The sequence below is a fragment of the Nocardia sp. NPDC058244 genome (assembly GCF_042882065.1).
Taxonomy (GTDB): domain Bacteria; phylum Actinomycetota; class Actinomycetes; order Mycobacteriales; family Mycobacteriaceae; genus Nocardia.
This window is the reverse complement of the sequence record NZ_JBHVWX010000001.1, coordinates 733,073-756,957: the sequence shown is the minus strand read 5'-3', so window position 1 is coordinate 756,957 and position 23,885 is coordinate 733,073. Positions and strand designations below refer to the sequence as shown.

At 70.8% G+C, this 23,885-nt stretch carries 22 protein-coding genes; 14 read left to right on the top strand and 8 right to left on the bottom strand.

Annotated elements, in window-relative coordinates; translation table 11 throughout:
- Nucleotides 1-462, top strand: a complete 462-nt coding sequence (locus ACFVW6_RS03735; protein ID WP_357342603.1) for an AraC family transcriptional regulator — start codon at nt 1-3, stop codon at nt 460-462.
- 9 nt (nt 463-471) lie between these two features.
- Nucleotides 472-888 carry a VOC family protein gene (locus tag ACFVW6_RS03730; RefSeq protein WP_378823869.1) on the top strand — a complete coding sequence of 139 codons (417 nt, stop codon included), beginning with the start codon at nt 472-474 and terminating at the stop codon, nt 886-888.
- Between the two features lie 42 nt (nt 889-930).
- Here ACFVW6_RS03730 and ACFVW6_RS03725 read toward each other — a convergent pair whose 3' ends face one another.
- Entirely contained in the window at nt 931-1,428 is a 498-nt protein-coding gene (locus ACFVW6_RS03725; protein ID WP_355273860.1) for a DUF2505 domain-containing protein, read from the bottom strand.
- Nucleotides 1,429-1,545: 117 nt separating this feature from the next.
- Between ACFVW6_RS03725 and ACFVW6_RS03720 the strand changes: the two genes are divergently transcribed.
- From ACFVW6_RS03720 to ACFVW6_RS03705, 4 genes are all read left to right on the top strand, one after another.
- Nucleotides 1,546-1,893 (top strand): DUF3592 domain-containing protein, encoded by a 348-nt coding sequence (locus ACFVW6_RS03720; RefSeq protein ID WP_378825598.1) that lies wholly within the window; start codon nt 1,546-1,548, stop codon nt 1,891-1,893.
- A 72-nt stretch (nt 1,894-1,965) separates the two neighbouring features.
- Nucleotides 1,966-3,108, top strand: a complete 1,143-nt coding sequence (locus ACFVW6_RS03715) for a glycosyltransferase family 1 protein (protein ID WP_355273863.1) — start codon at nt 1,966-1,968, stop codon at nt 3,106-3,108.
- Nucleotides 3,109-3,141: 33 nt separating this feature from the next.
- A complete protein-coding gene (locus ACFVW6_RS03710; protein ID WP_355273866.1) occupies nt 3,142-3,855 on the top strand; it encodes a demethylmenaquinone methyltransferase in 714 nt (237 codons plus the stop codon).
- A 185-nt stretch (nt 3,856-4,040) separates the two neighbouring features.
- Nucleotides 4,041-8,264, top strand: a complete 4,224-nt coding sequence (locus ACFVW6_RS03705) for a molybdopterin-dependent oxidoreductase (protein ID WP_378823872.1) — start codon at nt 4,041-4,043, stop codon at nt 8,262-8,264.
- Here ACFVW6_RS03705 and ACFVW6_RS03700 read toward each other — a convergent pair whose 3' ends face one another.
- Nucleotides 8,265-9,308 carry an aldo/keto reductase gene (locus ACFVW6_RS03700; protein ID WP_365008358.1) on the bottom strand — a complete coding sequence of 348 codons (1,044 nt, stop codon included), beginning with the start codon at nt 9,306-9,308 and terminating at the stop codon, nt 8,265-8,267.
- An 82-nt stretch (nt 9,309-9,390) separates the two neighbouring features.
- Between ACFVW6_RS03700 and ACFVW6_RS03695 the strand changes: the two genes are divergently transcribed.
- The gene (locus ACFVW6_RS03695; protein WP_378823874.1) at nt 9,391-10,002 is read left to right on the top strand and encodes a TetR/AcrR family transcriptional regulator C-terminal ligand-binding domain-containing protein; all 612 of its coding nucleotides are present in this window, start codon (nt 9,391-9,393) and stop codon (nt 10,000-10,002) included.
- 6 nt (nt 10,003-10,008) lie between these two features.
- Here the strand turns inward: ACFVW6_RS03695 and ACFVW6_RS03690 are convergent, their stop codons facing one another.
- Complete coding sequence (locus ACFVW6_RS03690) at nt 10,009-10,767, bottom strand: hypothetical protein (protein ID WP_378823876.1); 759 nt, start codon at nt 10,765-10,767, stop codon at nt 10,009-10,011.
- Between the two features lie 43 nt (nt 10,768-10,810).
- The gene (locus ACFVW6_RS03685) at nt 10,811-11,410 is read right to left on the bottom strand and encodes a TIGR03086 family metal-binding protein (protein WP_378823877.1); all 600 of its coding nucleotides are present in this window, start codon (nt 11,408-11,410) and stop codon (nt 10,811-10,813) included.
- A 156-nt stretch (nt 11,411-11,566) separates the two neighbouring features.
- Here ACFVW6_RS03685 and ACFVW6_RS03680 point away from each other — a divergent pair, with 156 nt between their 5' ends.
- Nucleotides 11,567-11,806 (top strand): hypothetical protein, encoded by a 240-nt coding sequence (locus ACFVW6_RS03680; RefSeq protein WP_378823879.1) that lies wholly within the window; start codon nt 11,567-11,569, stop codon nt 11,804-11,806.
- A 10-nt stretch (nt 11,807-11,816) separates the two neighbouring features.
- Here the strand turns inward: ACFVW6_RS03680 and menD are convergent, their stop codons facing one another.
- The 3 genes from menD to ACFVW6_RS03665 form a co-directional block, all read right to left on the bottom strand.
- A complete protein-coding gene (gene menD / locus ACFVW6_RS03675) occupies nt 11,817-13,448 on the bottom strand; it encodes a 2-succinyl-5-enolpyruvyl-6-hydroxy-3-cyclohexene-1-carboxylic-acid synthase (protein ID WP_355273884.1) in 1,632 nt (543 codons plus the stop codon).
- A gap of 264 nt (nt 13,449-13,712) precedes the next feature.
- On the bottom strand, nt 13,713-14,024 hold the full coding sequence (locus ACFVW6_RS03670; protein WP_355273887.1) for a hypothetical protein: 312 nt from the start codon (nt 14,022-14,024) through the stop codon (nt 13,713-13,715).
- 377 nt (nt 14,025-14,401) lie between these two features.
- Nucleotides 14,402-14,848, bottom strand: a complete 447-nt coding sequence (locus ACFVW6_RS03665) for a DUF6918 family protein (RefSeq protein ID WP_378823880.1) — start codon at nt 14,846-14,848, stop codon at nt 14,402-14,404.
- A 141-nt stretch (nt 14,849-14,989) separates the two neighbouring features.
- Here ACFVW6_RS03665 and ACFVW6_RS03660 point away from each other — a divergent pair, with 141 nt between their 5' ends.
- The 5 genes from ACFVW6_RS03660 (at nt 14,990) to ACFVW6_RS03640 (ending at nt 19,587) form a co-directional block, all read left to right on the top strand.
- Nucleotides 14,990-15,883 (top strand): 1,4-dihydroxy-2-naphthoyl-CoA synthase, encoded by an 894-nt coding sequence (locus ACFVW6_RS03660; RefSeq protein WP_355273893.1) that lies wholly within the window; start codon nt 14,990-14,992, stop codon nt 15,881-15,883.
- Nucleotides 15,884-15,897: 14 nt separating this feature from the next.
- A complete protein-coding gene (locus ACFVW6_RS03655) occupies nt 15,898-16,290 on the top strand; it encodes a VOC family protein (protein ID WP_378823882.1) in 393 nt (130 codons plus the stop codon).
- Nucleotides 16,291-16,569: 279 nt separating this feature from the next.
- A complete protein-coding gene (gene menE / locus ACFVW6_RS03650; RefSeq protein WP_378825600.1) occupies nt 16,570-17,703 on the top strand; it encodes an o-succinylbenzoate--CoA ligase in 1,134 nt (377 codons plus the stop codon).
- A 76-nt stretch (nt 17,704-17,779) separates the two neighbouring features.
- Complete coding sequence (locus ACFVW6_RS03645; protein WP_378823885.1) at nt 17,780-18,766, top strand: ATP-binding cassette domain-containing protein; 987 nt, start codon at nt 17,780-17,782, stop codon at nt 18,764-18,766.
- Entirely contained in the window at nt 18,763-19,587 is an 825-nt protein-coding gene (locus ACFVW6_RS03640) for an ABC transporter permease (RefSeq protein WP_378823887.1), read from the top strand. The genes ACFVW6_RS03645 and ACFVW6_RS03640 overlap by 4 nt, the downstream gene beginning before the upstream one ends.
- 30 nt (nt 19,588-19,617) lie before the next feature.
- Here ACFVW6_RS03640 and ACFVW6_RS03635 read toward each other — a convergent pair whose 3' ends face one another.
- Entirely contained in the window at nt 19,618-23,304 is a 3,687-nt protein-coding gene (locus ACFVW6_RS03635; protein WP_378823889.1) for a BTAD domain-containing putative transcriptional regulator, read from the bottom strand.
- Between the two features lie 116 nt (nt 23,305-23,420).
- Between ACFVW6_RS03635 and ACFVW6_RS03630 the strand changes: the two genes are divergently transcribed.
- Nucleotides 23,421-23,879 (top strand): SRPBCC family protein, encoded by a 459-nt coding sequence (locus tag ACFVW6_RS03630; RefSeq protein ID WP_378823891.1) that lies wholly within the window; start codon nt 23,421-23,423, stop codon nt 23,877-23,879.
- Nucleotides 23,880-23,885: the final 6 nt, after the last annotated feature.

The window sequence follows — 23,885 nt, the reverse complement described above, 5'->3', positions numbered from 1 at the left end:
GTGAGCGGGACGGCGCGTCGACCGGTCCTGGCCCTGCTGCCGCATCTGCGCAGGGCCCGCGATCTGATCGATCAGCGCTACGCCGACCCGCTCGATCTGGACGACCTCGCCCGCGCCGCCGGGGTCTCCAAGTACCACTTCCTGCGCGCGTTCACGGCCGTGTACGGGCGCACGCCGGGCGCCTATCTGGCCGAACGGCGGATCGAGCGGGCCCAGGATCTGCTGCGGGCGACCAACCTGACCGTCACCGAGGTGTGCATGCTGGTCGGGTACTCGAGTCTCGGCTCGTTCAGCAGCAGGTTCCGTCAGCTGGTCGGGGTCACGCCGAGTGAGTATCAGGCCAGGTTCGCCGACGGCGCGCCGCACATTCCGGGCTGCTACGTCTTCATGCACGGGCTCTCCGACCGGGTCCGGCCCGACACCGCAATTTCGGAGAAGCCCGGCGGCACCGGCCCGTCCTAGCCTCGGGTCATGACAACGATCACGAACGTTTCCCTGGTCACCGTGTATGTGACCGATCAGGACGCCGCCAAGCAGTGGTACGTCGACAAGCTCGGATTCGTCGAGACGGCGGATGTGAGCATGGGCGACAACGGCTTCCGCTGGGTGACCGTCGCCCATCCGGAGCACACCGAACTCGAGGTCACGCTGATGGTGCCAGGGCCGCCGCTGACCGACGACCTGGCCGAGGCGATCCGGCGGGCCCTCGCCGACGGCACGCACGGCGCGCTCGGGCTGCGCACCGCGGACTGTCAGAAGACCTTCACCGAGCTCACCGCCAAGGGCGTCGAGTTCATCCAGCCGCCCGCCGCGCGGCCGTACGGCACCGAGGCCATCATCCGCGACAACTCGGGCAACTGGCTGGTCCTGGTCGAACCGAGCGCGTGAGCGCGGTGCCGCCCGGCCCGGCGGGCGGCACCTTCCGACGATCTATTTGGTGGCGAAGCGGTTCTCGATGAACTTGCGTTCACTGTTGAGGACGCGCTGGTGCAACTGCTCGGCCAGCGGCTCGATCGCGCCGCCGACCAGCGGCACCTTCACGGTGACGGTGCCGACGACCTCGATCTCACTGCCCTCGGCGGTGGGACGCAGTTCGTAGGTGCCCGACATCTCGGTATTGATGCCGCCGGTCTTGCCGGTGAAGCTGCCCTTGGCGATCTCGCCCTGCAGCGGCTGCCAGTTGTCGGTCCTGGACAGCACCAGATCGCTCTTGAGCACCTTGCGGACCAGGCCGGGGACCTTGTCCCGGCCGGGCGTTTCAGTCATATGGAGGCGAATCGAACCCGGCCCGTCGGGATGGGAGAGTTCGAGGGTCGCGGTCTCGGCGGCAGCGAATCGCTCCTGCCAGACCGCATCGTCGACGAGTGCCCGGTGGAGATCTTCGACCGGGACTGCGTAGGGCACGGTGAAGCTGAATTTTCGGGACATGGCGGCAACGGTACTGTGTGCCGGGTGTCGGATGTGAGCCTGTCGGAGCGGCGGACCAAGCGCCTGCGACGGGCGCGGACGTCGGTGCTGGGCGTGGCCACCGTGATCAGCGTGCTGATGGTGCTGCTGGTTCTCGCGGCCTGGCGCAACGACTTCGAGATCGAGCATCATCGCGGCACCACCTCCGGTGAGGTGCTCTCGGCGGGCAGACTGCGGTCGGCGGTCATGTACGTGACGCCCGACAGCGTCACGCACAATCCGAAGGTCGGCATCCTGTATCCGACCAATCTGACGGCCGGGCAGCGGATCAATGTCGAGTACAGCACCCGCGACCCCGATCTGGTCCGGGTCGCCGGGCGCGACGCCAGGGTGGCGATCATCCCCGCGGCGTCGGTGATCGTGGTGGTCTGGGCGCTGGCGCTGCCGGTGCTGTGGCTCCTCCGGCGCAAGCAGCGCGAGGCGTAACTTCGCCTGCTGTTCGTCCCGGCTTCACGTCGGTGTGGGGGTGTCGCGCGGTGTGGCGGTCACCCTGAGGTGGTGCGCGTAGCCATCGTGGCGGAGTCCTTCCTGCCGAACATGAACGGCGTCGTCAACTCCGTGTTGCGGGTGTTGGACCACCTGGACCAGCACGGACACGACGCGATGATCGTGGCACCCGACACCCTGCGCGGCGCGCCACCCGCACCCCGCTTCCACGGCCGCTTCCCGGTGCACCGCGTGCCCGCGATGATGGTGCCGAAGGTCAGCTCGCTGCCGGTGGGGCTGCCGCAGCCCGGGATCACCGCCGCGATCGCCGCCTTCGATCCCGATGTGGTGCATCTGGCCTCGCCGTTCCTGCTCGGCGCAGGCGGGCTGGCCGCGGCGACCCGGCTCGATCTGCCCTCGATCGCGGTGTATCAGACCGATGTCGCCGGTTTCGCCAAGAGTTACGGCCTCGGCCTGGCCGCCCGCGCCGCCTGGGCGTGGACGCGCCGGATCCACGAGGGCGCCACCCGCACGCTGGCGCCGTCCTCGGCGGCCGCCCAGGACCTCGCCGAGCACGGCATCCCCCGGGTGCACCGGTGGGGACGCGGCGTCGACATCGATCGGTTCAATCCCGCCGCGCGCAGCGCCGACCTGCGGGCGAGCTGGCTGGGCGGCGAGGACCGGCTGGTGGTCGGCTTCGTGGGCAGGCTCGCCCCGGAGAAGCACGTCGACCGGCTCGCGGCGCTGGCGGGCGATCCGTCGATCCAGCTGGTCGTGGTGGGTGACGGCCCGGAACGGGCGCGGCTGAGCAGGCTGATGCCCGGCGCGGTGTTCACCGGCGAGCTCGGTGGCAGCGAACTGGCCACGCATTACGCGAGCCTGGACGTGATGGTGCATCCGGGCGAGCACGAGACGTTCTGCCAGGGCGTGCAGGAGGCGCTGTCCTCCGGTGTGCCCGTGATCGGCCCGGACGCGGGCGGGCCGCGCGATCTGATCGCGCACTGCCGCAACGGCTATCTGCTGCCGGTCGACCGCTTCGCCGAACTGCTGCCCAGCGCGGTGTCGGCCCTGCGCGACCAGGGCCAGCGCGCCCGGTTCGCGACGGCGGCCCGCAAGTCGGTGCTGCACCGCACCTGGCCCGCGATCTGCACCGAACTGATGACCCACTATGCCGAGGTGACCGGCATGCGGGACCGATTGCCGCGCTCGGCGTAGAGCGCCGGGACGCGCGCCGGATAAGCTCGAATCGTGGCGACAACAGAGCAGCGGGAACCGATTCGGGCATCGCTGGACAAGCAACCCCACGAGGTCGCGTCGATGTTCGACGGTGTGGCCAAGCGCTACGACCTCACCAACACGGTCATCTCCGCGGGCCAGGATCGATACTGGCGGTGGGCGACGCGGCGCGCGCTCGGATTGCGGCCGGGTGAGCGGGTTCTCGACCTCGCCGCGGGCACCGGCGTCTCGACCGTCGAACTCGGCAAGTCGGGCGCCTGGTGCGTGGCCACCGACTTCTCCCAGGGCATGCTGGCCGCCGGCCGGTTCCGCCAGGTGCCGATGGTCGCCGGTGACGCGATGGCCCTGCCCTTCGCCGACGACTCCTTCGACGCGGTGACCATCTCCTTCGGCCTGCGCAATGTCGCCGATATCGACCTCGCGCTGCGCGAGATGCTGCGGGTGACCAAGCCGGGCGGCCGGGTGGTGGTGTGCGAGTTCTCCACGCCGGTGTTCGGGCCGTTCCGCACCGTCTACATGGAGTACCTGATGAAGGCGCTGCCGCGGGTGGCGCGGGCGGTCAGCTCCAACCCCGACGCCTACGTCTACCTGGCCGAGTCCATCCGCGCGTGGCCGAACCAGCGCAGGCTGGCCCGGCGCATCGCCGACGCCGGGTGGGATTCGGTGCAGTGGCGCGACCTCACCGGCGGTGTGGTGGCGCTGCACCGCGGCTACAAACTGGGCTGAACCGCCCCGATCCCGGGGTGAGTCCCGTCACCCCGGGGCGGCCCGCGACGCTCGGCGGTGCACCGGAATGCGCCCTGATCAGGCCCGATATTCGCGGCCGGACCTCACGACCGAAATTTTGACGTGTGAGGTCGATTGTCACCTGGACATAACGTTCGGTAAATCGAGCGCAACGACAGGTGCGGATGATCGAAGGCATGACAGGGGAAGCTGACATCCGCGACACGGACACTGTGCGTTCACAGTGCTCGTACTGCGGCGTCGGCTGCGGCATCACCGTCCAGACCAAGACTGATCAGTCGGGCGCGCGGTTGATCGCCAAGGTCAGCGGCGACAAGCTGCATCCGGCGAACGCGGGCAGGCTGTGCACCAAGGGCGCGACGCACGCCGAGATGATGGCCGCCCCCGGCCGGATGGACACCGCCTACCACCGCCCCGAGCGCGGCCAGGTCCCCGTCCCGCTGCCGGTCGACGAGGCCGTCCACGAGACCGCCACCCGGCTGCGCGCCATCCTCGACGAGCACGGGCCCGACGCGATCGCCCTCTACGTCTCCGGGCAGATGTCGCTCGAGGCCCAATACCTGGCGACCAAGCTGGCCAAGGGCTACCTGCGCACCAAGCACATCGAGGCCAACTCCCGGCTGTGCATGGCCAGCGCGGGCACCGGCTACAAGCAGTCGCTCGGTGCCGACGGCCCGCCCGGCTCCTACGACGACTTCGAGCACGCCGACCTGTTCCTCGTCTCCGGCGCGAACATGGCCGACTGCCACCCGATCCTCTACCTGCGGATGGCCGACCGGCTCAAGGCCGGCGCCAAGCTGATCGTGGTCGACCCGCGCCGCACCGACACCGCTGCCCGCGCCGACCTGTTCCTGCAGATCGCGCCCGGTACCGACCTCGCGCTGCTCAACGGCCTGCTGCACCTGCTCGTCGCCGACGGCGCGATCGACACCGCGTTCATCGCCGAGCACACCGAGGGCTGGGACGCGATGCCGGAGTTCCTCGCCGACTACCCGCCCGCCCGGGTCGCCGAGCTCACCGGCCTGGCCGAGGCCGACATCCGGACCGCGGCGACGATGATCGCCGAGGCGGGCGAGTGGATGTCGCTGTGGACGATGGGACTCAACCAGTCGACCCACGGCACCTGGAACACCAACGCCCTGGTGAACCTGCACCTGGCGACCGGCGCGATCTGCCGCCCCGGCAGCGGCCCGTTCTCGCTCACGGGTCAGCCCAATGCCATGGGCGGACGCGAGATGGGCTACATGGGCCCCGGTCTGCCCGGCCAGCGCAGCCTGCTCTCCCCCGCCGACCGGACCTTCGTCGAGACCGCGTGGGATCTGCCCGCCGACACCCTGCGCACCGAGGCGGGCCCCGGCACCATCGACATGTTCCGCGGCCTGGCCGACGGCGAGATCAAGGCCGCGTGGATCATCTGCACCAATCCCGTCGCCACCGTGGCCAATCGCAAGACGGTGATCGCGGGGCTGGAGGCGGCCGAGCTGGTCGTGGTGCAGGACGCCTACACCGAGACCGCCACCAACGCCTACGCCGATCTGCTGCTGCCCGCCACGCTGTGGGCCGAGGCCGACGCGGTGATGGTGAACTCCGAGCGCAATGTCACCCTGCTCCAGCAGTCCGTCGATCCGATCGGCGACGCGCGACCGGACTGGCTGCTGATCGCGCAGGTCGCCACGGCCATGGGCTTCCCCGGATTCGACTTCGCCTCGAGCGCCGAGGTTTTCGCCGAGATCCAGCGGTTCACCAATCCGGCCACGGGCTACGACCTGAGCGGCATGAGCTACGAGCGGTTGCGCGAAGGCCCGATGCAGTGGCCGTGCAACGACAGCGCCGCACCGCGCAACCCGATCCGCTATCTCAACGACGGCGTCCACCAGCCGCTGCACGTCGAATCCGACGGCACCACACCGCGACTGGCGTTCGCGACCCCGAGCAGGCGCGCGGTGTTCTTCCCCCGCCCGCACCTGCCCGCCGCCGAACTGCCCGACGACGACTACCCGTTCCTGCTGAACACCGGCCGGTTGCAGCATCAGTGGCACACGATGACCAAGACCGGCAAGGTCGCCAAGCTGACCAAGCTCAACGGCGCTCCCTTCGTCGAAGTGCATCCCGAGGACGCGCGAAATCTGGATCTGCGGCCCGGCGACCAGCTCGAAATCGCCTCGCGCCGTGGCCGTGCCGTGCTGCCGGTGCAGATCAGCGATCGGGTCCGGCCCGGCGATTGCTTCGCTCCTTTCCACTGGAACGACGAACAGGGCGAATACCTGACGATCAACGCCGTCACCAACGACGCGGTGGACCCCGCCTCGCTACAACCGGAGTTCAAGGCGTGCGCGGTGGCGCTGCGCCGGGTCGGGCCCGCCGCCGCCCCCGAGCAGGCACCGGCCCAGCCCACCCAGCTGTCCGCCCCGCCGAGTACGCATCCGCTGGCCGGGATCCTCGGCCTCGACGCGGGCGCCTCGCCGACACTCAGCGAGACCGAACGCATCTACCTCGGCGGATACCTCGCCGCGTTGCAGTCGCTGCCGGTGTCCGGGCAGCCGGTGCTGCCTGCGAGCGCGCCGCTCTCGGCCCAGTCCCGTCTCTGGGTCGACGGGCTGCTGGCCGGGATGTACTCCCGCACCTCCGGCGCCAGCGCCGACGCTCCGGCCGCCGATGCTCCGGCGGCCGCCCCGGTGACGGTCCTGTGGGCATCGCAGACCGGCAATGCCGAGGAACTCGCGGCCACCGTCGCCGCGCGCCTGTCCGACGCCGGATTCCTGCCGTCGCTGCTCGACATGGATTCCTGTGAGCTGTCGGCACTCACCGGCGACATCCTCATCGTCACCAGCACCTTCGGTGACGGCGGCCCGCCCGACAACGGCGCCGACTTCTGGAGCAGGCTCGAGGACAGCATCGTCCGGCTCAACGACGTCCGCTACGCGGTCTTCGCCCTCGGTGACTCCTCCTACGACGACTTCTGCGGCCACGGCCGCAAACTCGACCGGCTCTTCGCCGCGCGCGGCGCCAAGCCGCTGGCGCCCCGCGTCGACAGCGAACCCGACTTCGCCGATGCCGCCGAGCAGTGGCTCGACGACGTCCTCGCCGCACTCGGCGGGTCGACGCCCGGCGACGACACCCCGCCCGAGGGGCCGGGCATCGATGCCCCGGAGCCGCACCAGGTTTCCGGCTCGTCGCTGCCGCAGCCGACCGGTCGCGGCGGCGCGATCGTGCTCGATCGCCCGCTCGCGCCGGCGCCCACCCGGGTCAAGCGCACCGCGCCCGCGCCCTTCACCCGCCAGTCCCCGGTCCGCGCGATGCTGATGCGCAACGAGATCCTCAGCGCGCCAGGTTCGCCGAAGGAGGTGCGCCGCTTCGGTTTCGACCTGCACGACCTCGACGCCAGCTACGAGGTCGGCGATTCGCTGGGCGTCCTGCCCGCCAACGGCCCGGAGCTCGTCGAGGAGTGGCTCACCGCGACCGGCCTGGACGGCCGCCGCGTGATCGAGCTCGACGACCGCGAGCTCACCCTCGCCGAGGCACTGCGCACCCACTACGACATCACCAAGGTGAGCCAGGACCTGCTCGGCTTCATCGCCGAACGCAATCCGCACCCGCAGCTGGCCAAGCTGCTGCGGCGCGACAACCGCAACGAACTGGCCAACTACCTGTGGGACCGGCAAGCCGCCGACGTGCTGCGCGACTTCCCGGTGCGCACCGATCTGGTCGACTGGCTCGGCACCATGAAAAAGCTGCAGCCGCGACAGTATTCGATCTCCTCCAGCCCGCTGACCACCCCCGACGAAGTGCAGCTGACCGTCGGCGTCGTCCGCTACGGCGAGCCGGCGGGCAACTCCGCCCGGCGTGGCGGCGTGTGCTCGACCTTCCTCGCCGACCGGGCCGGCGCCGAGGTGCCGATCTTCCTGCAGCGCGCGCCGCACTTCCGTCCGCCGCTGGACCCGAACGCGCCGATGATCATGGTGGGTCCGGGCACCGGTATCGCCCCCTTCCGTGGATTCCTGCACGAACGCCGGGCCATGGGCGCGACCGGGCGCAATTGGCTGTTCTTCGGCGACCAGCACGCCGCCCAGAACTTCTACTATCGAGCCGAGCTGGAGGACATGTTCCGCTCCGGCTTCCTCACCCGGCTGGACCTGGCCTTCTCCCGCGATCAGCGCGAGCGGGTCTACGTCCAGCACCGGATGATCGAGCACGGCGCCGAGCTGTGGTCGTGGCTGCGCGACGGCGGCCACTTCTACGTCTGCGGCGACGCGGCCCGGATGGCCAAGGACGTCGACGACACCCTGCTGCGCATCGCCCAGATCCACGGGAAGCTGGACGAGGCCGGTGCCCTGGCCTTCAAGAAGCAGCTGGTCGCCGAGAAACGCTACGTCCGCGACGTGTACTGATCACGCCGCCCGGACGGTCGGCGGATTCAGCCGGGTGAAGTCGGGCAGCCGGTGGTACGGGTAGTACGGGTACGGCGGCGTGGTCGCGCTCGCGGCGTCGAGGGCGGCCCGATGCTCCGGTTCCAGCTCCCAGCCCACCGCGCCGAGGTTCTGGCGCAGCTGTTCCTCGTTGCGGGCGCCGATCAGCACGCTGGCGACGGTGGGGCGGGTGAGCAGCCAGTTGAGGGCGATCTGCGGGACGCTGCGGCCGGTCTCGGCGGCGATCCGATCGAGGACGTCGACGATGTCGTAGAGGTGTTCGTCGTCCACCGGCGGACCCGCCTGCGCGGTCTCGTGCAGCCTGCTGCCCGCCGGTAGCGGCTGGCCACGACGGACCTTGCCGGTGAGCCTGCCCCAGCCCAGTGGACTCCAGACGATCGCGCCCACGCCCTGATCGGCGGCTAGCGGCATGAGCTCCCACTCGTAGTCGCGGCCGACCAGTGAGTAGTACACCTGGTGCGCGACCGGCTTTTCCAGGCCGAGCGCCTCGGCGGTGGACAGCGTCTTCATCAGCTCCCAGCCGGCGAAGTTGGAGACGCCGACGTAGCGGATCTTGCCCGCGCGCACGAGATCGTCGAGGGCCGTGAGGGTTTCCGCGAGCGGGGTGCCCGCGTCGAAGGCGTGCAGCTGGAACAGGTCGAGGTAGTCGGTGCCGAGCCGGCGCAGCGAGGCATCGACGGCGCGGATCAGCCGGGCCCGGCCCGCACCGGCCTCGTGGGCGCCCGGCCCGGTCGGCAGCGCGGACTTGGTCGACAGCAGCACCTGCTCGCGCCTGCCCTTGATCGCCGCGCCGAGCACCTCCTCCGAGGCACCGTCGGAATACACGTCCGCCGTGTCGAACAGGGTGACGCCCGCCTCCAGGCTGATGTCGACCAGGCGCCTGGCCTGCGCCGCGTCGGTATCACCCCAGGCACTGAACAGCGCGCCCCGTCCGCCGAACGTGCCCGCGCCGAAACCGAGCGCGGGAACGTGCAGACCCGATGCGCCGAGCCGCCGGTACTCCATGAGAACTCCTAAAGGGTCTATAGTTCCGTTAACACTTCGGACAGTACACCCGTTGCGCGCTAAATGAAACTGGAGTTCCGTTATGGATCACGACATCGCCTGGCCTGGGTCCGTTCGCCCAGGTGGACGCACCGCCCGAGTCCGCGAATCGGTCTTGCAGGTGGCGGGCGATCTGATCGCCGACCGGGGCTTCGTCAGCCTCGATCTGGCGGAGGTCGCCGCGACGGCGGGCGTCGGCAAGACGACGGTCTACCGGCGCTGGCGCACACCGGCGGGCCTGGTCGCCGATCTGCTCGTGGACATGGCCGAGCAGTCGCTGCCGCGCGCCGACACCGGCGCCCTGCTCGACGATCTGACCGCCAATGCCCGGCTGGTGGCGAAGACGCTCGCCGACCCGCGCCAGGGCAATCTGTTCCGCGCCGTCATCGCCGCGGCCACCGGCGACGAGGTCACCGCCACGGCGCTGCACACCTTCTACGACACCCGGCTCACCGAGTGGGCGCCCTGCGTCGAGGACGCCGTGGCGCGCGGCGAGGCGCCCGCGGGCACCGACGCGCGCGCGGTCCTGTCGGCGGTGTCGGCGCCGCTGTACTACCGGCTGCTCGCCAGCGGTGACCCCATCGACGACAGCGCCGCCGACCAGTCGGCGCGGGCGGCCACCCTCGCCACGATCGGCGGCGCCTTCGTCCGCTGAACCGGCCTACTTCGAGACGAATTCGGCCAGCGCGCGCTGGTATTCGGCGAGATCGGGCTCGGTGTGGATCTTCGGGTTGTCGCCCTTGGTGAGCGCCGAGAACGGGCAGTCGGGCGTCGACTTGCCCGCCAGCTCGACGGTCCCGACCTCGCGGCCGGTCCGCGCCTCGCGGATGGTCACGTCGTAGCGGCCCTGATAGAGCGGCAGCGTGCTGCTGGTGAACTTGCAGTCGGTGAGGAACTTGCCGTCCTCGGCCTCGTCGAGGCAGGCGATGAGCTGCACGTCGGCGGGTTGCAGCCCGCGGCCGCCCCACTCGCGCGGCGCGTCGGAACCGCCGATCTCGGCCTCCGAGACCCCGCCCACCTGCTCGTCGACGAACGCGACCACCGGATGCGGTGCGGGCCCGCCGAATTCGGCCGCGGACGGGAAGAACTTGCCGCCCATGTCGTGGCAGGCCGACTCCATGTCGCGCACGTTCGCCAGCTGGCCCTCGTACTCCTTCGGCGTCCAGAAAGTCCAGTACACCGCGTAGCCGACCGCCCCGATGACGGTCACCAGCGCGATCACCCCCACCACCCTGGACTGCTTGCCGAACAGCGGACCGGTGGCCCCGGTTCGCTTGCGCACCATGGCGACCACGATCGCGATCAGCGGCGCCAGCGCCAGCAGCGCGAAGATCACGGCGACGACCACGCTGCCGTTGGTGAAGGCCATCCAGGAGAACAGCCCGGCCAGGGCCATCAGGATCAGAACGAGTTGCAGCACAACGAAACCCCCCAGGTTTACCGTCAAACGTGCTGCGACCGTATCAAACCCGCCGGTCCGCTGCGATCGGAGCAGGATGCCAGCCCGGATCACGTCCGGTCAGTCCGAGCAGACGATCGAACGCGGGTGCCGCGTCGGGCACGGCGACGACCGGACCGAACAGCCCGGGGGTGCCGTCCGGGTCGGTGTCGCGCAGGAAGTCGAGCAGGATCGCCAGGTGGTCCGGGTCGACCGTGACGGACTGGCCCGTGGCGACCGCGAGATCCCAGGCGTGCACGGTGACCTCGTCGAGCGCGACGGTGGCCATGATCGGCGCGGGCAGCACGATGCCACCGGCCTCGGCGTCGCCGTCCCAGGCCGCGGGGACCCGCCAGGCCGCGGTGAGCGCGGCGAGCTGGGCGGGGATCAGGGTGCGCCAGTCGGCGGCCAGCGGGCTGTCCAGGCTCGGCGGTTCCGAACGGCCGACGGACTCCTTGGTGGCGGCCTGCCGGAAGGCCTCGGTCAGCCCGACGACGTGGGCGAGCACCTGGCGCACGGTGGTGTCCTCACACGGCGTCAGGGCGTCGAGCCGGTCGTCGGGGATCCCGGCGACGACGTCGGCGAGGGTGCGGGCGGCGAGGGCGAAGTCGAATTGCGGTTCCATGGACGCTCCTGGGCGAGGACGGACTCGTTCACCAATGCAGACGACGCGAGCCGCGCGATCTCATCGGCGCGCGGGTTGCCGAGCGCTGCCGATCGGCGCACGCTGGATGGCGGAACGATCAGCGACACCGTGCGAGGCGACAACCGAGGAGCACCGATGATCGACTACGACACCGCCCGGCCGCTCGACGAAGTCCCCGAGGCCGACCGGATCGAACAGGAACAATCGGCCTTCGCCGCCGACGATCCCGACGACCCGGCGTTCTCCGATGCCGCTCGGTACTCCGACGAGATGGCGGCCACCATCGACCGCGACGCCGACACCGCGAACGCCGCCGATGTGATCGAGCAGACGATCCCGGTCCCCTACGAGGACGAATTCGTCGAGGAGCCGTGACCGGCCCCGCCTAGCCCGCGATCTTGGCGCGCACGGTGGCGTGCAGTTCCCGCAGGCTGGAGCGCTCCGTCGCGACCTCGAGCACGCGCAGTCCGTGCGCGTCGCCCGCCAGCTCCACAGCCAGCTCCGCCGGGTCGACCTGGCGGTGCGGGATGCGGTAGGCCGCGCACAGGGCGGCCAGGTCCATGCCGTGCGGGGTGCCGAAGACCCGCTCGAACACGCCCGCGTACTGCGGATCACCCTGTTCGAGCAGCTCGAAGATGCCGCCGCCGTCGTCGTTGGCGACGACGATGGTGAGGTTGTCGGGTCGCGGCTCGCCACGGCCGATCAGCAGGCCGGACGCGTCGTGCAGGAAGGTCAGGTCGCCCATCAGCGCGACGGTGCGGCCGGGATGGGCCAGTGCGGCGCCGACCGCGCCGGAGACGGTGCCGTCGATGCCGGCGACGCCGCGGTTGGACAGCACCCGGACGCCGGGGCGCGGATGCGAGACCAGCGCCGCGTCGCGGACCGGGTTGGACGCGCCGAGCAGCAGCTGATCACCCTCGCGCAGCGCGTCCATGACGACGGCAGCGACGTGCAGGCCGGTGGCCTTCGGGTGGGTGGCCAGCTCGGCGCGCACCACCGATTCCGCCTGCCGGTTCAGATCGGCGCAGCGCGCCAGCCACTCCGGTCGCGGCGCGCCGGTGGTGACCGCGCGGGTACCGGTGCCGACGACATTGCCGGAGACATCGGGCCAGCGCGGGCCGGTGGTGAGCGCGAAGACGGTGACATTCGGGTCGGCGAGCACCCGCGAGACCTGCCGGTGCAGGGTCGGGCGGCCGGTGATGATCGCCTGCGTCGGCTTCAGCAGCGGCAACGCGAGCGGATGCAGGGCGGGACCGTGCATCGGCGCCGTCGGCTCGGCCACGGTCGGCAGCTCGGCGAGTTCGGGCAGCAGGCGCGCGCCGTGGCCGGAGATGACGACGGTGTCGGGCGTCAGGTCGATGTCGAGCGGCACGTCGAGGGTGGCGTACTGGGTGGCGGTCCAGGGCTGTTCGCCGTCGCGGCCGGTGGGCAGCGGATCGTCGGAGAGCTCGGGCACCAGCGGCTCGCGCAGCGGGATGTCGAACTGCACCGGACCGGCATTGCCCGACCTGGTGCCGCGCGCTGCGGCGAGCACCCGGCACACCGAGGAGCGCCAGACGCTGTTCTGGCGCGGATAGGCCGACTCCCCCGCCTCCGCTTCGGCGAGCCCGAGGCTGATGGTGGCCCGCACCTGGCTGCCGAACAGGCCGAGCTGCTCGACCGTCTGGTTGGCGCCGGTGCCGAGCATCTCGTACGGCCGGTTCGCGCTGACCACGATCAGCGGCACCCGGGCGTAGTTGGCCTCCAGCACGGCGGGGCCCAGATTGGCGACGGCGGTGCCCGAGGTCATCACGACCGGCACCGGCCGCCCGGACGACACCGCGAGCCCGACCGCGAGGAAGCCCGCGGTGCGCTCGTCGATGCGCATGTGCAGTCGCAACTGTCCGGCCACGTCCGCCGCCTGCAGCGCGAAGGCCAGTGGGGCGTTGCGCGATCCGGGGCAGAGCACGACCTCGCGGACGCCGCCGCGCACGAGCTCGTCGACGACCACTCGTGCCTGCGCAGTTGACGGATTCACAATCCCAGAGTGTCAGACCGGACCACACGCGTCTGCCCCCGGCCCGCGTTGTCTGCGTCACCGGCCGGGCGGACCGGCCACCGCAACCGGCGGATCGGCGGTACGGTCACGTGTTTCGACCGCCCGATATCGGCACTCGTCGAAGCGTTTCCGTAATTACGTGGGAGTTATTCGGCAACCGGTTGTCCGATATGCCGAAAAAGGGGAATTCGGCGACAGATTCACCACTGCCGCCGAATTCCGGAAAAACACGCACAGATCAGCTCAGGACGCGGCGGGCGCGGGGAGCAGACCGTTGATACCGGTGATCAGGTCGATGACGTTGACCAGTGCCGAGGTACCGCCGTCGAGCGCCGAGCTGCCCGAGTCGAGCACGCCGGCACCGGCGGCCGAACCGGTGGTCAGCGCGGCCGAACCCGAGGACAGGTCGGCGGAGCCACTGGCCAGATCGGCGGAGCCACTGAAGGATCCGGTCGCCGAACCCGAGTCGGCGCTCGCGACGGCGACGGGACCGAGGAACATCACGGCGGCGGCCGCGGCAGCACCGGTGGCGGCGAGAGTCTTGCGAGAGATCATGGGACCGAACTTCCTTCTCGAACCGAACCGAGCGGAAAGGACATATTCCGCGTCGCGGTAATTCGCCTTCCGAATCACCTGAAATCGAACGTAATCGATTCGGAACGGAAAGAGTCAATCGCGCGGAACCGTCGCGGCGCGTCCGGAATTGTCGGCAACCTTCGATTTTCCAGCTGTTCACCGACGGCGTTGCCCGGCTCACAATCGCAGCTCCGGAATTTACCGCCGACCGGGAAATGCTGTGGCGGCGACCGCCCCATCCCCCGTTACGTGAGTGTGGTCACCCACCGACGCGAAAGGCCGGTGCGGACGGGTTCGCACCCGGGCCGCACCGGCCTCACGTTCGATCTGACGCGGGGGCTACCCCGCCATGGGACTCAGCCCGCGTGCTTCTGCACCAGGTCGGCCACCCGCGGCAGGGCCTCGACGACGTGCTTCTTGGCCGAGCCACGCATGGAGGAGTACACCTTCTGCAGGGCGGGACGGCTCGACGCGTCGGCGCGGGCGTCGGTGACGGCCAGCAGCGACTCGGCGACCTCATCGGACTTCGAGGTCAGCAGGTCGGCGAAGGTGCCCGCACCCGAGGTGGTGTATTCGGTCCAGTACGGCTGGAGCTGCTCGAGCAGCTTCGGCGCCAGCGAGGCCAGCGCATCGGGAACGATGGTCGGGCTGATCTTCTTGACCGCCGCGTAGCCACCCTTCACGGCCAGGCCGGACGCACCACCTTTGTCCGAGACCTCGGCGTCGAGAACTTCGACGGCGTCGGCGAGAAAAGCCGGACGCTTGGTGTCGTCGAGCAGGGATTCAGACAGCGCTGCAACCACTTTCAGGTTCCTCCGGATCGGTTCGTTGAACGAGCAGCCGCAACTATACGCACCGGGTCCGGGAAACACGCGCCGACCGCTCGAGCTGCGGTGTTACGACCTCGTACCGGTCCGCCGGACGGTAGGGCAATAATCAGGGTCGTGACTTTCGATCCGAAGCTGTGGCGGCCCGTCCCCGGGTTCGAGGACCTGACCGACATCACCTACCACCGACATATCGAGCAGGGCACGGTGCGGGTGGCGTTCGACCGGCCGGAGGTGCGCAACGCGTTCCGTCCGCACACCGTCGACGAGCTCTACCGCGCGCTCGATCACGCGCGGATGTCACCCGATGTCGGCGCGGTGCTGCTCACCGGCAACGGCCCCAGCCCCAAGGACGGCGGCTGGGCCTTCTGCTCCGGCGGCGACCAGCGCATCCGCGGCCGCAACGGCTACCAGTACGCCGAGGGCGAGACCGCCGACACCGTCGACACCGCGCGCGCGGGCAGGTTGCACATCCTCGAGGTCCAGCGGCTGATCCGCTTCATGCCCAAGGTCGTCATCGCGCTGGTGAACGGCTGGGCGGCCGGTGGCGGGCACAGCCTGCACGTGGTCTGCGACCTGACGCTGGCCTCGCGCGAGCACGCGCGGTTCAAGCAGACCGACGCCGACGTCGGCTCGTTCGACGGCGGCTACGGCAGCGCGTACCTGGCGAAGATGGTCGGGCAGAAGTTCGCCCGCGAGATCTTCTTCCTCGGCAGGCCGTACACGGCCGAGGAGATGCACCAGATGGGCGCGGTGAACAAGGTCGTCGACCACGACGAGCTGGAGAACGTCGCGCTGGAGTGGACCGCCGACATCAACGGCAAATCCCCGCAGGCCCAACGGATGCTGAAATACGCTTTCAACCTGCTCGACGACGGCCTGGTCGGCCAGCAGCTCTTCGCCGGCGAGGCGACCAGGATGGCGTACATGACCGACGAAGCGGTCGAGGGCCGCGACGCGTTCCTGGAGAAGCGCACGCCCGACTGGGCGCCCTACCCCTGGTACTTCTGAGAACGGACGGCCCCATGGACATTCTCAACAGCCGGATCATCCTGCGGCCCAGCGACTACGCCGACACGCTGGCGTTCTACCGGGACGGCCTCGGCCTGGCGATCGCGCGGGAGTACCCGGGCGGCACCGTGTTCTACGCCGGACAGGGCCTGATCGAGGTCGCCGGGCACGGCGGCAGCGGCGAGCCGGGCCGGTTCGACGGCGCGATCTGGCTGCAGGTGCGCGATGTCGCCGACGCGGCGGCGGAGTTGGCGCTGAAGGGAATTGCGATCGAGCGCGCACCCGAGCTCGAGCCGTGGGGACTGTGGGAGATGTGGGTGCGCGACCCGGACGGCATCGCGATCGTTCTGGTACAGGTTCCTGCCGAACATCCGATCCGGCGGGATCCGCGCTGGTCGGCGGAGTGAACGAGTGGTTATCGCGGCGGACCCGAGTTGCCGATCCGGGTCCGGCCGCGCACGATAGCTGCGAGCAAGCGCCCGACCGCCGTCGTCCGGAGCGCAGTGCGAGTCGTCGTCCATCTACTGAATCGCAGTCGCTATGCCTGCCTTGTGGCGAACGTTATCCCGGCAAACCGACCCGTTGGCCGGGTCTCGGCCGTCGCATGACACGATCGAAGCCGTGAGGGAGCGCAGCAAGCTGTATCCGGAGGTGGTGGCGTGAGTAGAACCCTGCGGACGCTGCAGATGCCGACCGGTTCCGGTGTCGGCGAAGTGCTTCCCCACCTGCGTCAGGCGCTCGACGGCAACGGCCCGGCGTGGCTGCCGATCCCGACCACCGATCGCCGCGAGGCGCGCAGGCTCTCCGACGCGCTCAAGCCCGGCGATCCGATCGACGACGACGTCGCGCTGGTGGTGACCACCTCCGGCACCACCGGTATCCCCAAGGGCGCGCTGCTCGGCGCCGAAGCCCTGCGGGCCAGCGGTAACGCCACCCACGACCGGCTCGGCGGACCCGGCAGCTGGCTGCTGGCCCTGCCGACCCATCACATCGCGGGCATCCAGGTGCTGCTGCGCAGCATCCTGGCAGGCACCGAGCCGACCGTGCTCGACGTGTCGGGCGGATTCCTGCCCGAGGCGCTGGCCGGCGCCGTGGCCGCCATGCGCGGGCCGCGCCGCTACACCGCGCTGGTGCCCACCCAGCTGATCAAGTCGCTGGATTCGCCGGTGGCGGCCAAGGCGCTGGCCGAACTCGACGGCGTGCTGGTCGGCGGGGCGGCGACACCGCTGCCGGTCTACGAACGCGCGCGCGAGGCGGGCATCACCGTCGTGCGGACCTACGGTATGAGCGAGACCTGCGGCGGCTGCGTCTACGAGGGCGTGCCGCTCGACGGCACCGAAGTGCGGATCGAGGACGGCCGGGTGCTGCTCGGCGGCGCCATGATCGCGCACGGGTACCGCAACCTGCCCGATCATCCGGCCTTCGCCGAACCCGGCTGGTTCCGCACCGAGGACGCCGGCGCCTACGAGGACGGCGTGCTCTCGATCAGCGGACGCCTCGACGAGGCGATCATGACCGGCGGTCTGCTGGTGATTCCGCAGGTGGTGGAGGCCGTGCTGGCCAACCATCCCGGGATCAGGGAGTGCATCGTGCTCGGGTTGCCCGACGAGCGGCTGGGTCAGCGGGTCGCGGTCGCGATCGTGCCGACGCCCGGCGCCGCGCCGACGCTGGACGAGATCCGGGCCCACGTGGTCGCCGAACTCGATTCCATCGCCGCGCCGCGTGAGCTGGCCGTGCTGACCGAGATCCCGCTGCGCGGCCCCGGCAAGCCCGACCGCGCCGCCCTGCGCGAACACCTGCTGGCCAACACCGGGAGCTGACGCTCACCGGCCCCTTGCGTGGCCACGCCATCGCGACGCAAGGGCCGTGCAAGGCGGGCCGGACACCGTAGGTCCCATGACTTACACACCCACTGCAGCCCTCGCCGTCGAGGCGGACGGTCTGGTCAAGGTGTTCGGCAAGCAGCGCGCCGTGGACGGGGTGAGCCTGGCGGTGCCGCGCGGCTCGGTCTACGGGGTGCTCGGACCGAACGGCGCGGGCAAGACGACGACCATCAAGATGCTCGCCACGCTGCTGCGGCCCGACGGCGGCAGCGCGCGGATCTTCGGCCACGACGTCGTCGAGCGGCCCAACGCGGTTCGCTCGCTGATCGGCGTCACCGGGCAGTACGCCTCGGTCGACGAGGAGCTCTCCGCCACCGAGAACCTGATCATCTTCGCCCGCCTGCTCGGCCTGAGCAGGCCCGACGCCCGCCGCCGTGCCGCCGAACTGCTCGACGAGTTCGACCTCACCGAGGCCGCGAACAAGCCGCTCAAGAACTTCTCCGGCGGCATGCGCAGGCGCCTCGATCTCGCGGCCAGCCTGATCTCCACCCCGCCGCTGCTGTTCCTCGACGAACCGACCACCGGCCTCGATCCGCGCACCCGCGCCCAGATGTGGGACACCATCCGCAGGCTGGTCACCGAGGGCGCGACCGTGCTGCTCACCACCCAGTACCTCGACGAGGCCGACCAGCTGGCCGACCGGATCGCCGTGATCGACCACGGCCGGGTGATCGCCGACGGCACCGCCGACCAGCTCAAAGCCTCCATCGGCGGTTCCTCGGTGCACCTGACGCTGCTCGATCGCGAACAGCTCGAGGAGGCCAAGCGCATCGTCGGCGACTTCCTCGGCGTCGCCGCGCAGATCAGTCCGGAGGCGGGCAGGCTCTCCGCGCCGCTGCCCGATCCGAACCTCACCGCCGACCTGCTGATCCGCCTGCGCGACTGGGAGATCGGCGTCGAGGAGATCACCGTCTCCAAGCCGACCCTCGACGAGGTCTTCCTCACCATCACCGGCCACCCGGCCGACGAATCCGACGACACCGAACGGAGCGCGGCATGACCGCTGTCCTCACCGCTCCCGCAGCTACCTCCGACGTCGCTCAGGTCAGCGACCGGGTCGGCCTGCGCGAGACGATCTCCACCTCGTTCACCATGGCCTATCGCGGCCTGCTCAAGATCAAGCACAATCCCGAGCAGCTCTTCGATGTGACGGTGCAGCCGATCCTGTTCACCGCGCTGTTCACCTACATCTTCGGCGGCGCGATCTCGGGCAGCGTCGAGGGCTACCTGCCCGTCCTGATCCCCGGCATCCTCGTGCAGACCGTCGTGCTCACCTCGGTGGTCACCGGCACCCAGCTGCGCGAAGATATGGACAAGGGCGTCTTCGATCGCTTCAAATCCCTGCCCATCGCCCGGGTGTCGGCCCTGGCCGGCGCGCTGCTGGCCGACATGGTGCGCTACGGCATCGCCTCCACGCTGACGATCATCGTCGGCCTGTGCCTGGGCTACCGGCCCGGCGGCGGCGTCGCCGGCGTCGTCGCGGCCTGCCTGGTGGTCGTGGTCTGCTCGTTCGCGATCAGCTGGGTGTGGGCGCTGGTCGGCGTCACCGGCAAGAGCGCCGCTTCCGTGCAGGGCATCTCGATGATGGTGATGTTCCCGCTGACCTTCATGTCCGGCGCGTTCGCCCCGGTGAGCACCATGCCGGGCTGGATGCAGGCGATCAATCACGCCAACCCGGTGTACTACATGGTCAACACCTGCCGGGACCTGATGAACGCCAACGTCTACAGCAGTGACCTGCTGTGGTCGCTGGTCGGTTCGCTCGTGGTCATCGCGGTGTTCGCGCCGCTCACCGTGCGGGCCTACATGCGCAGGGCCTGAACCCGCGCGGGCACAACGGCATCCGATCCGTCAGGGTCGGGTGCCGTTGTCGTGTCCGTCCAGGTGCGTGACCAGCTCGACGATGCGGGTGGCGGCCGCGAGCCTGCGCACCCCCGCCGCCGCGCGCTCGGCCCGGGCCAGCGCGTCCGCGCCCACCCGGTCCCGGTGCAGGGCGCGGTGGCGGGCCAGTTCCATCGACGGATAGTCCTGCCTGGCCGCCGAAGCCGCGGCGAGCGTGAACAGTTCGAGTCCCTCGGGCCGCCGCGGATCGGTCGTCAGCAGGTAGGAGCCGACCGCGCAGGCCACCGCGCCGATCTGCGGCAGGTCCAGGTACTGCGAGAGCCTGCGATCGGTGGTCGCGACGATCTGCGCCACCAGATCGTCCGCCGCGCCCGCCCGGCCGTACAGCACGTGGGCACTGACCGCCGCCGCCGACACCATCAGCGCGCCGGGACCTGGACTGAGCTCGAAATCGGGCCAGCCGAGCAGCTCCAGCGCCCGGCGGTAGTGCCGGAGACCGGCGTCGATGTCACCGTCGGCCAGCTCCAGCTCGGCCACCGCGGTCGCGACGGTCGAGAGCCGGTGATTGCGGCGGATGGTGGGATCGTCGACCTGGCCCAGCCCCGAATCCGCCGACCGCAGGACGAAATCGAGCTCGGCGCGGGCCTGCTCGCGCTGGCCGGCGCCGATCAGGACGGCCGACAGGAAGCACCGTCCCTCCAGGATCTCGTCGTCGACCCGCAGGCGGCTCATCTGCGTCAGCGCCCGGCGGTAGTGGGTGGCCGACTCGGCGTATCGGGCGGATTGACCGCACAGCTGGGCGAGATGCTGGCTCATCATCGCCGCGCCCCAGACGTCCCGCGACTCCATTTCGTCCAGCGCGCGCAGCGCGTCGCGGGTCGAGCCCGCCACGTTCCCCGCGTTCTCCCAGAAGTTGGCCCGGGCGGCCAGTGCGGCCACCCGCGCGCTGCGCTCCGGCGCGTGGGCGCCCTCGGCCAGCAACCGGCCGAGGCGGAAGCCGTGCGGCCGCACGGTGATCAGCGCGCCGAGCAGCCGCAGCCCCGGATCGAGCCCGGGATGCTGCAGCAGCCTGCGGGCGCGCATCCGCGCCAGCGCCACCGGGCGCGCGTCACCACCGTTGTGGAACATCAGGTGCAGGCAGGTCAGCATGTGGGTGACCATCTGGAGGTCGGCGGCCACCCCGGAGACGGGCCGCGGCGGCGGGATCGCGACCAGCCGCACCGCCCAGCCGATGAACTCCAGGTGCGCGCCCCGCATCACCCACAGCGTCGCGACCACCGGGAACACGGTGTAGACCGTGTCGGCGTCGGCGTGCGCGGTGGCCGTGCGCAGGACCGCGACCAGATTGTCGAGCTCGGCGGTCACCGCGAGCACCACCGGCACCTGGTCGACGGCGGGGTAGTCGCGGACGGCGCCGAGCACGAATTCCCGTGCCCACCCGGCCATCCGCTCGCGGACCAGCGTGGTCTCGGCGCCGTCGGTCACGGCGTCGACGGCGGCCAGCTGCTCGGCGCCGAACTCCCGCACGGTCTCGAGCATGCGATACCGGATGCCGGTGCCGTCGGGATCGTCGAGCACGGTGAGCAGCGACTGGCCGACCAGCCCGTCGACCGCGGCGGCGACATCGGCGACCTCGGGTCCGGCCGCGACGACTTCGGCCGCGGACAGGATGAAGCCACCCGGGAACCGGGACAGCCTGCGCAGCACGATCTGCTGATCGAGGTCGAGCAGGTTCCAGCTCCACGCGATCACCGCGTGCAGTGTGCGATGCCGCTGCGGAGCGGCCCGATCGCCGCTGCGCAGCAGGGCGAATCGATGTTCGAGCCTGGCTTCGATCTCGGCGACGCTCATCGTGCGCACCCGGGCCGCGGCCAGTTCGATCGCCAGCGGCAGGCCGTCCAGGGTGCGGCACAGCCGGGCCACGATCTCGGGATCGAGCCGGACATCGGGGCGCACCGCCCTGGCCCGCGCGGTGAACAGGTCCGTGGCGGGCGAGCCCGCCGCGTCGATCGCCAACGGGGCCAGCGGATAGACGGATTCGGCGGTGATCGCCAGCGGGGAGCGGCTGGTCGTCAAAACGGTCAGCTGGGCACAGCTGCCGACCAGATCGGCGACGACCTCGGCGGCCGCCTCGATCACGTGCTCGCAGTTGTCCAGGATCAGCAGGGTCGGCCGGGCGGCCAGCGCGTCACGCAGTCGGGTGCGCTGGTCGACCTGCCGTCCCAGGCGGAGACCGCCCGGCTCACGGATCACCTCACCCAGGCCCATCACGTGCCCGATCGCCGCTTCGATGTCGACCACGGCCTGCGCACCCGTCGTCTCGGCCCGCGCGCCTGCCGACTCGGCCCGCACGCTAGCCGACTCAGCCTGCGCGCCCGCCGACTCGGCCTGCACCGGGGCCAGCTCTACCAGCACCACCGGCATGGTGCCGGTGAGTCGTTCGCCGACCGCGTTCGCCACCCTGGTCTTGCCGGTGCCGCCGGGGCCGAGCACCGTCGTCACCCGCGACCGGCGCGCCAGGTCGGTGATCGCGTCGAGATCGGCCGCGCGACCGAGCAGTTCGTTGGGGGCGGCACGCAAGCCGAGGGAGGTGGGCGGGAGGGTGCGCGGTTGGCCGTTGACACGGTCGGCGATCGGAGCGACCGCGCTGCCGGGTAGTCGTGCCGCGGGCGTGTCCCAGGTGCTCGCCGACCAGCCGTCCCGGGACCCCGGGTCGGTCGCGCCGGTGGCGCCTGCCCACGCCGTGGGGTCGGCGATCATTGGGTCGGCGGCCGGTGTTCGGTCACCCATGCCCGGGTTCGCCGGTGCCGACCCCGCGGCATCGTGCTCGGGGATGCCGGTCGCGGGGTGCGGCGAGTCGGGTGGCCCGCCCGGTCGATGCCTGGCGCCGGGGAGCTCGATCGGATCGCCACGCAGCACGGCGGTATTGAGCGCGAGCAGGGTCGGTCCCGGGTCGGCGCCGAGTTCCTCGATCAGCCGCAGCCGGTAGATGGCGAAGGTTTCCAGCGCGTCGCCGGTGCGGCCTGCGGCGGCGAGCAGGCGGATGAGCGTGGTGTGGGCAGGCTCGTCCAGGGGGTGGGCGGCCGCGTCGGCGGCGGCCAGCGGGAGGGCGGCGGCGACGTCGCCCCGCGCGGTGTGGGCGGCGAGTTCGGCGCGGTCGAGGTCGCGGCGCAGCTGATCGGCAGCGGCGCGCAGGTCGTCGGCGGGACCGGATTCGGGCAGGTCGGCGCCCGGTTCGCCGCGCCACAGCGCCCGGGCGGCGGCGATCGCGGCGAGGCTCGCCGCGGTGTCGCCGGTCGCGCGCAGGTCGTCGGCGCGGTGGACCAGGGCGGCGGCCGCGGTCAGGTCGACGCTGTCGGCGGGCAGGGTCAGCCGGTAACCGGCCGGGCCGATCTCCAGCGCGCCGTCGGGCAGCAGCGCCCGCAGCCGCGACACCTGCGTGTGCAGGGCGTTCATCGGCGCGCGTGGCGGCTGGTCGCCCCACACCTCGTCGACGAGCGCCTGCGCGCTGCGGGCCCGGCCGGGACGCACGGCCAGCGCGGCCAGCAGCAGCCGCGCCCGCGCGCCGGGCAGCGCGCGCAGCGTCGCGTCGTCGCGGCGGATCGCGATCACGCCGAGCACCCCCACGACGATGGGGGCAGCGGCCACCGCGACGGTGGGAGGCGGCCCGTCGGGGCCGAGATGCTGTGCAGACATGCCGCAAGTCATCGTAGGCGAGCACGGCGACCGGCTCCTGTTCCACGCGGACGACCGGCGCGACACCACCGCCGCACGCCGCGAAAATGTCGGTACCCCGGCCTAGGCTGACCCGCATGGGCGACTTCGAGGTGACCCGGCGCACGACCATTGCCGCCGAACCCGCACGCATCCACGGTTTCATCGACGATTTCCGCCAGTGGCGACTGTGGTCGCCGTGGGAGGACGCCGATCCCCAGCTCGCCCGCACCTACACCGGGCCCGAGTCCGGCGTCGGCGCGCGCTACACCTGGCGCGGCAACCGCAAGGCGGGCGCAGGCGCGATGGAGATCAAGGCCGACGCCGCGCACGAGATCGGCATCGAGCTGGCGTTCGAGAAGCCGTTCAAGGCCACCAACTTCGTCACCTTCACCCTCACCTCGAGTGGCGCCAACACCGAGGTGACCTGGCGGATGACCGGCACCCACTCGGGCCTGATGGGCGTGCTCGGCAAGGTCTTCCCGATCGACAACATGATCGGCAAGGACTTCGACAAGGGGCTGGCCCGGCTCAAGACCATCGCCGAATCCGCCTAGGACACC